The sequence below is a fragment of the Streptomyces sp. NPDC037389 genome (genome assembly GCF_040636475.1).
Taxonomy (GTDB): Bacteria; Actinomycetota; Actinomycetes; order Streptomycetales; family Streptomycetaceae; genus Streptomyces; species Streptomyces hesseae.
Window position 1 is genome coordinate 144,178 of sequence record NZ_JBEZUS010000011.1, and the last position, 11,360, is coordinate 155,537.

At 69.4% G+C, this 11,360-nt stretch carries 10 protein-coding genes; 5 read left to right on the forward strand and 5 right to left on the reverse strand.

What is annotated here, in order from left to right; translation table 11 throughout:
• Positions 1 to 91 precede the first annotated feature (91 nt).
• From AB0E98_RS24565 to AB0E98_RS24575, 3 genes are all read right to left on the reverse strand, one after another.
• Positions 92 to 733: a superoxide dismutase gene (locus AB0E98_RS24565; protein WP_361706270.1), complete on the reverse strand. Its 642-nt coding sequence runs from the start codon at positions 731 to 733 to the stop codon at positions 92 to 94.
• Positions 734 to 901: 168 nt separating this feature from the next.
• Positions 902 to 2,203 carry an amino acid permease gene (locus AB0E98_RS24570; RefSeq protein ID WP_361706460.1) on the reverse strand — a complete coding sequence of 434 codons (1,302 nt, stop codon included), beginning with the start codon at positions 2,201 to 2,203 and terminating at the stop codon, positions 902 to 904.
• A gap of 253 nt (positions 2,204 to 2,456) precedes the next feature.
• Positions 2,457 to 3,863: an amino acid permease gene (locus AB0E98_RS24575; RefSeq protein ID WP_361706273.1), complete on the reverse strand. Its 1,407-nt coding sequence runs from the start codon at positions 3,861 to 3,863 to the stop codon at positions 2,457 to 2,459.
• Between the two features lie 299 nt (positions 3,864 to 4,162).
• Between AB0E98_RS24575 and AB0E98_RS24580 the strand changes: the two genes are divergently transcribed.
• On the forward strand, positions 4,163 to 4,762 hold the full coding sequence (locus AB0E98_RS24580; protein WP_361706275.1) for a biotin transporter BioY: 600 nt from the start codon (positions 4,163 to 4,165) through the stop codon (positions 4,760 to 4,762).
• A 117-nt stretch (positions 4,763 to 4,879) separates the two neighbouring features.
• On the opposite strand, the gene AB0E98_RS24585 is transcribed toward AB0E98_RS24580, so the two are convergent.
• Positions 4,880 to 6,304: an amino acid permease gene (locus AB0E98_RS24585; protein ID WP_361706463.1), complete on the reverse strand. Its 1,425-nt coding sequence runs from the start codon at positions 6,302 to 6,304 to the stop codon at positions 4,880 to 4,882.
• 200 nt (positions 6,305 to 6,504) lie between these two features.
• On the opposite strand from AB0E98_RS24585, the gene AB0E98_RS24590 reads away from it, so the two are divergent.
• The 4 genes from AB0E98_RS24590 (at position 6,505) to AB0E98_RS24605 (ending at position 10,563) form a co-directional block, all read left to right on the forward strand.
• Complete coding sequence (locus AB0E98_RS24590) at positions 6,505 to 6,993, forward strand: ribose-5-phosphate isomerase (RefSeq protein ID WP_361706277.1); 489 nt, start codon at positions 6,505 to 6,507, stop codon at positions 6,991 to 6,993.
• A gap of 144 nt (positions 6,994 to 7,137) precedes the next feature.
• A complete protein-coding gene (locus tag AB0E98_RS24595; RefSeq protein WP_361706280.1) occupies positions 7,138 to 7,962 on the forward strand; it encodes a DNA-formamidopyrimidine glycosylase family protein in 825 nt (274 codons plus the stop codon).
• Between the two features lie 405 nt (positions 7,963 to 8,367).
• A complete protein-coding gene (locus AB0E98_RS24600; protein WP_361706281.1) occupies positions 8,368 to 9,573 on the forward strand; it encodes a PP2C family protein-serine/threonine phosphatase in 1,206 nt (401 codons plus the stop codon).
• Positions 9,574 to 9,651: 78 nt separating this feature from the next.
• Entirely contained in the window at positions 9,652 to 10,563 is a 912-nt protein-coding gene (locus tag AB0E98_RS24605; RefSeq protein ID WP_361706283.1) for an AfsR/SARP family transcriptional regulator, read from the forward strand.
• 40 nt (positions 10,564 to 10,603) lie between these two features.
• On the opposite strand, the gene AB0E98_RS24610 is transcribed toward AB0E98_RS24605, so the two are convergent.
• Entirely contained in the window at positions 10,604 to 11,092 is a 489-nt protein-coding gene (locus AB0E98_RS24610; RefSeq protein ID WP_361706286.1) for a pyridoxamine 5'-phosphate oxidase family protein, read from the reverse strand.
• Between the last annotated feature and the right edge of the window lie 268 nt (positions 11,093 to 11,360).

Here is an 11,360-nt window from a genome sequence, read left to right on the forward strand (position 1 = left end):
CGCGCGATGCGACCGCGCGGGGGCCTCCACCGTGCCTGCCACGTGAAGGGTGAGAAGACGATCACGAGCAGGCGGTCATGGGGGGCGAGGCTCAGGGCGCCAGGATGATGGAGCTGCCCTTTTCCTTCGCCGCGAGGTAGCGCGCGTTGACGTCCTGCCAGTTGACGACGGCCCACATGGCGTCGATGAAGTCCACCTTCTGGTTCTTGTACTGAAGGTAGAAGGCGTGCTCCCAGGCGTCGAAGACCAGGATCGGCACGGAGCCCTGGCCCACGTTGCCCTGGTGGTCGTAGACCTGCTCGACGATCAGACGGCCGCTGATGGGCTCGTAGGCGAGCACGCCCCAGCCGGAGCCCTGCGTGGTGGCCGAGGCCTTGGTCAGCTGGGCCTTGAACTTGGCGAAGGAGCCGAAGGACTCGGCGATGGCGTCGGCGAGCTCGCCCACGCCGTCCTTGTCGAGCGGCTCGCCGCCGCCGTCGCCGGTCATGTTCTGCCAGTAGATGCTGTGCAGGATGTGGCCGGAGAGGTGGAAGGCCAGGCTCTTCTCGAGGCCGTTGATGGAGCCCCACGCGTCCTTGTCGCGGGCCTCGGCGAGCTGCTCGAGGGTGTCGTTCGCGCCCTTGACGTACGCCGCGTGGTGCTTGTCGTGGTGCAGCTCAATGATCTCGGGGCTGATGACCGGGGCCAGCGCCGAGTAGTCATAAGGAAGTTCAGGAAGTGTGTAGATGGCCATGCCGAGCCCTCCGCGACTGCTTATTGCAATTTACTTGCAGGTAGACGCTATCAGTAAGTATGTGTCAGGAGCGGTAACGGGGGAGGGCTTCAGTCGAAAGACGGAGGCGGGGTAGGTCCTGAAGATCAGGACCTACCCCGCCTCGATGACGGAAGGGACGGCGGCGCGTCAGCGCTTCGCGGCCACCGCCCGCTGCCGCAGGTATCCGATCAGCGCGAGCACGATCGTGAGACCGCCCGTGAAGTACAGCTGGATGCGGGTGTCCTCTTCGCGGAGCATCAGGCCCAGTACGCAGAGGATGCCGAAGATGGCCGCCCAGGTGAGGTAGGGGAAGAGCCACATCTTCACGAGGAGCTGGTCCTTCGGGGTGCGCTTGCGGCCGCGCAGCTGGGAGACGGCGATGAAGCACCAGACCACCAGCGTGGCCGCGCCGACCATGTTGAGCAGCCACTTGAAGATGGTGTCCGGCCACCAGTAGCTGAGCAGCACGGCGACGTAGCCGAAGGCGGCGGAGGCGATGACCGCGTAGCGCGGCACCCCGCCGGTGACCTTGCCCAGCCGGCGGGGGCCCTGGCCCCGGGAGACCAGCGAGAAGGCGATGCGCGAGGAGCCGTAGATATTGGCGTTCATCGCCGAGAGCAGGGCGATGAACACGACCACGTTCATGATCTGACCGGCGCCGGGGATGTCCAGGTGGTTGAGGACGGCGACGTAGGGGCCGCTCTTGGCCACCGAGGGGTCGTTCCAGGGGATCAGGGTGACCACGACCAGCAGCGAGCCCACGTAGAACAGGGCGATGCGCCACATCGCGGTGCGGACCGCGCTCGCCACGCCCTTGCGCGGGTGCTCGGACTCGGCGGCGGCGATGGTCACCGTCTCCAGGCCGCCGTAGGCGAACACGGAGGCGAGCAGGCCGACGACGAGGCCGTTGCCGCCCATGGGGAAGAAGCCGCCCTGCCCGGTGAGGTTGGACGTGCCGGGGGCGTGGGTGCCGGGGAGGACGCCCGCGATGGCGAGGATGCCCAGAACCAGGAAGACCGCGATCGCGGCGACCTTGAGGGTGGCGAACCAGAACTCGAACTCGCCGAAATTGCTCACCGCCGCGAGATTGCTGCCGGTGAAGACGACCATGAACAGGGCGACCCACATCCAGGAGGACGTGCCGGGGAACCAGTTCGTCATGATGGCCGCCGCGCCGATGCCCTCGGCGGCGACGGCGACGCACAGCAGGGTCCAGAACACCCAGCCGGCGGTGAAGCCGGCCCAGGGGCCGATCATCCGCTCGGCGTGGACCGAGAAGCTGCCCGAGGCGGGGTTGGCCGCGGACATCTCACCGAGCATGCGCATCACGAGCATCACGAGAATGCCGGAGGCCGCATACGCGAGCACGATCGACGGTCCGGCCGCGGCGATGCCCGCGCCGGATCCCACGAAGAGCCCGGCGCCGATGACGCCGCCGAGCGCGATCATCGAAAGATGGCGCTGCTTGAGTCCGTGCGACAGCGAGGGGCCCGGTGGGGTGTCCGGGATCGCGTCGGCGGGGCCGGTCGCCGGCGGGGAGGGTATACCAGTCATGATCGTAAAAGCCCCGTTGGGTGTGAGCGGAAATTTGCCTCAGTGTGGAGGTCAGGTTGGCCGAGGACAACACCCTTCACACATCTGTCCGGTATTCAGACAGACATGTGACCTTCCGCGACTGACATTTCGGCAGAAACGAAATTCCTCAGCGGCGGGCGGCCGCCGAGGACCGCTGCCGGAGGTCGCGCAGCAGGGCCACCACGACCACCGCGGCCGTCGCGCCCGCCGACCACAGCAGCTGCGGACGCGCCGTGTCGTCGGTCAGCATCAGCACCAGCACGGCGGCTATCGCGGCCAGCGCGACCCAGGTCAGATAGGGGAAGCACCACATCCGCAGGGTCAGCCGCTCGGGCGTCTCGCGCTCGATCCGCCGGCGCAGCCGAAGCTGGGAAACGGCGATAAGGCCCCAGACGAAAAGCAGAACCGAGCCGACGGCGTTCAGCAGATACTGGAAGATCGAATCCGGCCACTTCAGATTGAGAATCACCGAGGCGAAGCCGAACGCGACCGAGGCGAGCACCGCCCGTCGGGGCACTCCGCCCGTCGAGACCTTCAGCAGCGCGCGGGGGGCCTCCTTCCGCTCGGCGAGCGAGAAGACCATCCGGGACGAGCCGTAGAGGTTGGCGTTCAGGGCCGACAGCAGCGCCACGAAGACCACGACGTTCATGATCTGCCCGGCCGCCGGCACCCCGATGCGGTCCAGCACCGCCACGTAGGGGCTCTCCCCGGGCTTCAGCGACGACCAGGGCAGAAGGGTGACGATGACGAGCATCGAGCCCACATAGAAGAAGAGGATGCGCCACATCGCGCTGCGCACCGCCCGGCCCACCGCGCGCGCCGGGTCGTCGGACTCGGCGGCCGCGATCGTGAGGACCTCCATGCCGCCGAAGGCGAAGACGACGGCCAGCACACCGGAGACCACACCGCCCCAGCCGTGCGGCAGCAGCCCGCCCTGGCCGGTGAGGTTCGTCATGCCGACGGCGTCGGTGTCGGGAAGAACGCCGAAGATCGCAAGAAGGCCCAGGGCGAGGAAGAGCACGATCGCGCCGACCTTGAGGGCGGCGAACCAGAACTCGAACTCACCGAAGTTCTTCACGGCCGCGAGGTTGGCAGCAGTGAAGACGACCATGAACAGCAGCACCCAGCCCCACTGCGGCACCCCCGGGGCCCAGCCATGGGCGATCCGGGCGGCCGCCGAGGCCTCCACGGCGAGCACGACCACCAGCAGGAACCAGTAGAGCCAGCCCACCGAGAACCCGGCCCAGCGGCCCAGCGCCCGCTCCGCGTGCACCGAGAAGGCGCCCGACGCGGGCATCGCCGACGACAGCTCGCCCAGCATGCGCATGACCAGCATCGCAAGCCCGCCGGCCAGTAGATAGGACAGGATGATCCCGGGCCCGGCGACCGCGATCCCGGCGCCCGAGCCCACGAAGAGCCCGGCGCCGATCACCCCGCCCAGCCCGAGCATCGTCAGATGGCGCTGCTTCAGACCCGCCGCAAGCGGTTCCTTCTCGCCGGCGAGTGGCTCGACGACGGGCGGTGCATCGTGCATGGAGCTCGTTCTTTCGGGTCTTGCGAAGTTGTGCGCATCTGCAAGAACGCAAATTCGCGCAAAGGATAGGGACCAGAGTCTCCCGGGCGGGGGTCACTGGCCAAGCTCCACTCGCACTCCGTGACGAGCATCACGTTTCCCGGTGAAACCGCCACCAACTGTGCGTACTCCGCCCTCCACGCGCTCGGAACCCGCCAAGACCGGCCCGCAGCCTTTGTCACCGCCGCCCGGTGCCCAGAGCCTTACGCTCGGCTAACGTCGGCGTGTCCTACTCGTCCCTCAACACTCGCGGAGTACCGATGGCCACCGTCGCCACCCTTCCCCGGACCGGTACGGTCCTCGCCGACCTGCTCCCCGCTTCGACGGCCGGCCGGGCCCGCGTCCGCGACGCCGCCCTGATCGTCGGCGGCGCCGCGCTGACCGGCCTCACCGCCCAGATCGCCGTGCCCGTCCCCGGCTCCCCGGTCCCGGTCAGCGGCCAGACCTTCGCCGTCCTGCTGGTGGGCACCGCGCTCGGCGCCCGCCGCGGCTTCCTCTCCCTCGCCCTGTACGCCGTGGCCGGCGTCGTGGGCATGCCGTGGTTCGCCGAGGCCCGCTCCGGCGCCGCCTTCCCGTCCTTCGGCTATGTGCTGGGCATGCTGCTCGCCGCGACCGTCGTGGGCGCCCTGGCCCGCCGCGGCGCCGACCGCTCCGTACTGCGCACCGCCGGCACCATGGCCCTGGGCTCCGCGATCATCTACGCGGTCGGCGTCCCCTACCTGGCGCTGGCCACCCACATGTCGTTCGCCCAGGCCGTCGCGGCGGGCCTGACGCCCTTCCTGATCGGTGACGTCCTCAAGGCCGCCCTGGCGATGGGCGCGCTCCCGGCGGCGTGGAAGCTGCTGGGCCGCCGCGGCTGAGTGCGCCGAGTGCGCCGAGTGCGCTGATTCCGCGCACGCGCCACGTATATATACGTACGGGCCGGGCCCGCACCCCGAGGAGGGGGTGCGGGCCCGGCCCGTATCCGTACCGCTGGATTACTCCGCGGCCCGGACGGCCTTGCGCCGCTTGTCCAGGACCAGGCCGATGGCCAGGACCAGGACGCCCACGAGGGTGGAGAGCAGGACCTGCTCCCGGTTGTCGCCGCCGTCCACGACCATGTAGCCGAGCACGAAGACGATCATGCCGATGGTGGCCCAGGTCAGATACGGGAAGAGCCACATCCGGACGACGAGCTTCTCCGGCATCTCGCGCAGGATGACCCCGCGCATCTTCAGCTGCGTGATGCAGATGACCAGCCAGACGAAGAGCGCGACCGCGCCCGAGGAGTTCAGCAGGAACTTGAAGACGGTGTCGGGCCACATGTAGTTGAAGCCGACCGAGATGAAGCCGAAGACGACCGAGCCCAGGATCGCCGCCTGCGGGACGCCACGGGAGTTGACCTTGGCGAAGGCCTTCGGGGCGTCGCCGCGCTGGCCGAGGGAGAAGGCCATGCGGGAGGCGGTGTAGAGGCCCGAGTTCAGGCAGGACAGCACGGCGGTCAGCACGATCACGTTCATGATCTGGCCGGCGTGCGGGATGCCGATCGAGTCGAGGGCCGCGACGTAGCTGCCCTTGTCGGCGATCTCCTTGGAGTCCCAGGGGAGCAGGGAGACCACGACGAGGATCGAGCCCAGGTAGAAGACGCCGATGCGCCAGATCACGCTGTTGGTGGCCTTGGTCACCGCGCGCTGCGGGTCCTCGGACTCACCGGCGGCCAGGGTGACGATCTCGCTGCCCATGAAGGAGAAGACGACCATCAGCACACCGGTGAGGATCGCCCCGGGGCCGTGCGGCAGGAAGCCGCCGTGCGAGGTGAGGAAGTCGAAGCCGTTGCCGGGGTTGTCGGAGCCGGGCAGCACGCCGAAGACGGCGAGCAGACCGATGACGACGAACGCGGCGATCGCCACGACCTTGATGCCGGCGAACCAGAACTCGAACTCGCCGTAGGAGCTGACCGAGGCCAGGTTGGTGGCCGTGAGGACGAGCATCACTATCAGGGCCCAGCCCCACTGCGGCACGCCCGGGACCCAGCCGTGGAGGATCTTGGCGCCGGCGGTCGCCTCGACCGCCAGCACGACGACCCAGAAGAACCAGTACAGCCAGCCGATGGTGAAACCGGCCCAGCGGCCCAGCGCCTTGTCCGCGTAGGCGGAGAAGGAACCGGAAGTGGGGTTGGCGGCGGCCATCTCGCCGAGCATCCGCATCACGAAGACGACCATCGCGCCCACGAGGGCGTACGAGATCAGGATGCCGGGGCCGGCGGCGGCGATGCCGGACGCGGAACCCACGAAGAGGCCCGCGCCGATGACACCACCGATGGCGATCATGGACAGGTGGCGGTTCTTGAGTCCGGCCTTGAGGCCATCCCCGCCCGGCGCCGGGGCGTTACCGGGATCGCCGGTCGTCGACCCCTTCGTCATGGTCGGCGGTGTCGCGCTCATCTGCACGTTCCTTCGGGTCGTTCCTTTGGTTCTCGGGTTGCGAGCCACCGCATTAGAACTTTTTAAAGGCGTCTTTAGGAAGACCCGAATCCATTTCGTTGTGTTCACCCAGAGTCACCATGGGCGCCGCCGCCCCCTGCTGATCGATCCACCTCCGCGTTCGTGCCACACTCGGACGCATGCGCGTGTACCTCGGTTCCGACCATGCCGGCTACGAACTCAAGAACCACCTCGTCGAGTGGCTCAAGGCCCAGGGCCATGAGGCCGTCGACTGCGGTCCCCACATCTACGACGCCCAGGACGACTACCCGCCCTTCTGTCTCCGCGCGGCCGAGAAGACCGCCGCGGACGCCGATGCCCTCGGCATCGTGATCGGCGGTTCGGGCAACGGCGAGGCGATCGCCGCGAACAAGGTCCAGGGTGTCCGGGCCGCCCTGGCCTGGAGCGAGCAGACGGCCTCCCTCGGCCGCGAGCACAACAACGCCAACGTCATCAGCGTCGGCGCCCGGATGCACTCGCAGGAGGAGGCGACGAAGTTCGTCGAGATCTTCCTGGCCACGCCGTACTCCGGTGACGAGCGTCACACGCGCCGCATCGAGATGCTGAGCCGCTACGAGAGCACCGGCGAACTCCCGGCCATCCCGGCACACCACCCGCAGCAGGACTGACGACGGAGGTCTCTGCCTCACCTTCTCGCTGCCGGGTGATCGGGCTGGGGGCACCTCCCAGCGGTAGCTGGGGGAGGGTGGGGCAGGCCCCCGCCGCGAAGCGGCGGAAAATCAGCCGCCCGCGGCCGAAAGGACAGCAGCCCCATGCCCGAAGGGCATACGATCCACCGCCTGGCGGCGGACCACCGCAAGGCGTTCGCGGACCGCCCGGTCCGCGCGACCAGCCCCCAGGGCAAGTTCTCCGACAGCGCGGCGCTGATAGACGGCCAGGTCCTGGAGACCGCCGAGGCCCACGGCAAACACCTCTTCCTCGGCTTCGCCGCCACCGGCTGGGTCCACATCCACCTGGGCCTCTTCGGCAAGTACACCTGGGGCGAGGGCGCGACCCTCCCGCCCCCCACGGACACGGTCCGCCTCCGCCTCGCGACGACGAACGCCGGCGCGAGCGCGTACGCGGACTTGCGCGGCCCGACAACCTGCACGCTGATCACCGACGGCGAGAAGCAGGCGATACACGACCGCCTGGGCCCCGACCCCCTCCGCCCCGAGGACGACGGCGGGCGCGCCTACGCCCGGGTCTCCCGCAGCCGGACGAGCGTCGCCGCCCTCCTCATGGACCAGAAGGTCGTCGCGGGCGTCGGCAACGTCTACCGGGCCGAGGTCCTCTTCCGGCACGGCATCGACCCGTACCGCGCCGGCCGCGACGTGACCCGCCGCGAGTGGGACGCGATCTGGGCGGACCTCGTGGACCTCATGCGCGAGGGCGTGCGCAACAACCGCATCGACACCGTGCGTCCCGAGCACACCCCGGAGGCCATGGGCCGCCCGCCGCGCGTGGACGACCACGGCGGCGAGGTCTACGTCTACCGCAGCGCGGACCGGCCGTGCCTCGTCTGCGACGGCGAGATCCGCACCGCCGACCTGGCCGCCCGCAACCTCTTCTGGTGCCCGTCCTGCCAACAGACATAAGGGTGGTGACCCGGCGTGCGTAATCTCCTCGCGCGCGGGTGCGCGCGTCATCGGGCGCCGACAAGCGGATCCGTACACCATCCGTTGCGTATGAGACGTCTGTGACTGACGGGTCTTCCGGTACAACAAGCCACACATGTGAGGTGCCGACCCACGCGTGAATTCCGTGTGTCGCGATTCCCCGCCCGTGCCGGTTCAAAGGCGCCGCACCATTGATCCCGGTCGGCCGGGCGCTGTACCCATAGATCCGTCGTCATAACCCATGCCTAGCGACGCAATCCCGCTCAAGCGAACGAATCTCGCATATGGTTGCTCTCTGGGTGCTGACCCGGCGCTCCGAAGGCAGCCGTGTCGGCGCGGCGTGAATCGACGCACCGCCGAATGGGTGGATAAGGTCCCGATGCAATGACTGGCGGTGCGGAGACCCCGACGGCCCGGATGCGCAAAGCACTGCACCGGGCCCGCACGAGCATGCGCAAAACCGGTGTCGACTACTTCCGGGGCGACGGCTCCGACTCGGTCGCCCTCACCGCCCTGCTGCTGGCCGTCCCCGCCCTCGCCTGGGGCACCGTCGCCCAGCCCGAGTGGTGCGCCCCGGCCGCGCTCGTCCTCCCCATCGTCGCGGGCGGCCTGCTGCTGCGCCCCGCGAGCCTGCTGGGCCTCTACGCCGCGTCGGCCGCCGCCCTCATCATGGAGTCGGCGCTGCTCGACGCCCCCTCCCACCACGGCGCGGACCGGGTCACCCCCGGCACCATCCTCGTCGTGGCGGCGGTCGGTTTCTTCGGGCTGCTGATCGCACAGTTCCGCAGCCGGGTCGGGGTCCCCTGGAGACGTGGCGGAACGATGCTCTTCGACCTCCGCGAACGCATCCGCGTCCAGAGCAAGCTCCCCAAGCTGCCCCGGGGCTGGCACCGCGAGATGGCGCTGCGCCCGGCCGGCGGCCAGTCCTTCTCCGGCGACTTCGTCGTGGCCGCGCGCACCAACGGCGGCCGCACCCTGGAGGTCGTCCTGACGGACGTCTCCGGCAAGGGCATGGACGCCGCGTCGCGGGCCCTGCTGCTCTCCGGCGCCTTCGGCGGCCTCCTCGGCTCCCTCCCGCCCCACGCCTTCCTCCCGGCCGCCAACGGCTACCTCCTGCGCCAGGACTGGGACGAGGGGTTCGCCACCTCCGTCCATCTCGTCCTCGACCTGGAGACGGGCGACTACGAGCTCCTCTCCGCCGGCCACCTCCCGGGCCTCCAGCTCAGCGCCGGCACGGGCCGCTGGGAGGAGAAGGCCGCCGAGGGCCCCCTGCTGGGCGTCTACGACGGCGCCCAGTTCGACCCCGTGAAGGGCACTCTGCGCCCCGGCGACGTCCTGATGCTCTTCACGGACGGACTGGTGGAGACGAACGAGCGCGAGCTGACGGAGGGCATGGACCGCCTCACGGGCGAGGCCGACCGTTACGTCACCTCGGGCTTCCACGGCGCGGCCTGGCACCTGATCGAGGCGGTGGCCAAGGACGTCAACGACGACCGCGCCCTGCTGCTCATCTGCCGCGAGACGGGCGCGGTGCCGGCGAGCCGGAAGCCGCCGTTCACCGAAAAACAAACCGTCCGTCCGGCAAGGTGACACTCTAAGCATCAGATAAGCAAGATTCCGGCCACTTGCGCCTACCCTCGGGGCCAGCCCAGGAGAAGAAGGTGCGTCGTGAGGTTCAGACTGATCGGCCCGTTCGAGATCGTGACCGAGGACGGAAAGGTCCGCCGGGCGGGGACGCCCAAGGTCTCGCAGACGCTGGCCCTCCTGCTGATACGGGCGAACGAGATCGTGACGACCGAGTCCCTCATCCGTGAGCTGTGGCAGGGCGACGCCCCGCGCAGCGCCCTGAACACCGTGCAGACCTACATCCACCACGCCCGCAAACTGCTGGCGCAGGAGGGCCGCCCCGCCGGCTGTGACCCGCTGCTGACGCTGCGGCCCGGCGGGTACACGATGCGGGTGGACCCCGAGGCCGTCGACATCAAGGTGTTCGAGGGGCTGGTGGCACAGGCCAGGGACGACGTCCGGGCGTGCCGCCACGAGAGCGCGGAGGCCGCGCTCGACCGGGCGCTCGACATCTGGCGGGGGCCGCTGCTGGTGAACGTGCCCACGGGCGACGTGCTGTCGAGCCGCATCGCCCGCCTTGAGGAGATCCGGGTCCGGGCCCTGGAGCTGCGCATCGAGGTGTGGGCCGCGCTCGGCCGGCAGCGCGACGCCATCGCCGAACTACGGGTGCTGGTCCACGACTACCCGCTCAACGAGTCCTTCCACGGCCAGCTGATCGCGGCCCTCCACCAGGCCGGGCGCCGGGCCGAGGCGCTCCAGGCGTACCGGCAGATGCACCGCATCCTCTGGGACGAGCTGGGCCTGGACCCCTCCTGGGAGATCCAGAGGTTGCACCAGGAGATGCTCGCCGCGCCCCCGGTGCCCCCGGCGTCTCCGCAGGGCGCCGGCGGACCGGCGCGGCGGGCGGCCGCCGGGGCGTCGCGCCGGCCGCCGCAGCGCACCGCCTCCCTGGGCGGCCCGCCGCCCGCGGGCCTCGCCTGGCGCCGGCCCTGCCGGCCCGAGCTCGCGCCCTGACCGTCGCCCAGGGCTTCACCGGGACATTCCGGGGAGCGTCTCAGCGCTGCGTTTCGTCTGTCCAAATCCTGCTGGTCAAATCCGTACCGCGCAGTACTTGTACCCGCCAAGGGTCTATGCGCAGAACGTGGTACTGGGGGTCGGTGGGACCCTCGCGCCAGAAATTGCGCGGGTTGTAGCCGACACCGGCCGGGCTGCCCTTCCGGTAGAGATCCCAGGCGTACTCCCGCGTCTCCGGGTCCGTCGCCCAGGTGGAGACGCTGTCGATGAACACCGCGTTCTGGCGCGGGTTCCAGTACGAGTACGTGGTGTGCGGGTTGTTCGCCAGGTGCGCGGCCTTGACCGGCGTCTTGTAGGCGGCGAGCCAGCCGACCGGCCGGCCGTCGACCACCTCCCATATGGGCAGCAGCACCCGTGCGCGGGGCCGTCCCTTCCGGTCGACGGTGATCATTGTGCAGTAGACGATGTCCCGGATGTATTCGAAGAACTTGTCCTCGATTTCGGAGAACGTCGCAACTTTGGTGGCCACAGCGGATCCTCGGCAGTCGTCATGAGTCATTGTGAAGCATCGTGGATCGAGACGGTGTGCACGTCCTGTCCGTCGTCAGCATGCATGGCCCGAACCCGCTGCGGAAGGAGGCACTTTCACCTCACCCACGCACTGCCGGGGTACCGCGCGCACGGCACCGGCGGACGGCCCGAACGTCAAGAGAACTTCAAGAGACTGCTGCCACCATGACCGCCCAATAGCACTCTCCACCGGGCATGTGGCGGCCGGTGCCGACCGTCCACGCCCG

Excerpts from the sequence above, each read along its gene's own strand:
- AB0E98_RS24590 (WP_361706277.1), top strand. The coding sequence starts at position 6,505 with ATGCGCGTGTACCTCGGTTCCGACCATGCCGGCTACGAACTCAAGAAC.
- AB0E98_RS24585 (WP_361706463.1), bottom strand. The coding sequence starts at position 6,304 with ATGACGAAGGGGTCGACGACCGGCGATCCCGGTAACGCCCCGGCGCCG.
- AB0E98_RS24600 (WP_361706281.1), top strand. The coding sequence starts at position 8,368 with ATGACTGGCGGTGCGGAGACCCCGACGGCCCGGATGCGCAAAGCACTG.
- AB0E98_RS24580 (WP_361706275.1), top strand. The coding sequence starts at position 4,163 with ATGGCCACCGTCGCCACCCTTCCCCGGACCGGTACGGTCCTCGCCGAC.
- AB0E98_RS24570 (WP_361706460.1), bottom strand. The coding sequence starts at position 2,203 with ATGATCGCGCTCGGCGGCGTCATCGGCGCCGGGCTCTTCGTGGGATCC.
- AB0E98_RS24575 (WP_361706273.1), bottom strand. The coding sequence starts at position 3,863 with ATGCACGATGCACCGCCCGTCGTCGAGCCACTCGCCGGCGAGAAGGAA.
- AB0E98_RS24565 (WP_361706270.1), bottom strand. The coding sequence starts at position 733 with ATGGCCATCTACACACTTCCTGAACTTCCTTATGACTACTCGGCGCTG.
- AB0E98_RS24595 (WP_361706280.1), top strand. The coding sequence starts at position 7,138 with ATGCCCGAAGGGCATACGATCCACCGCCTGGCGGCGGACCACCGCAAG.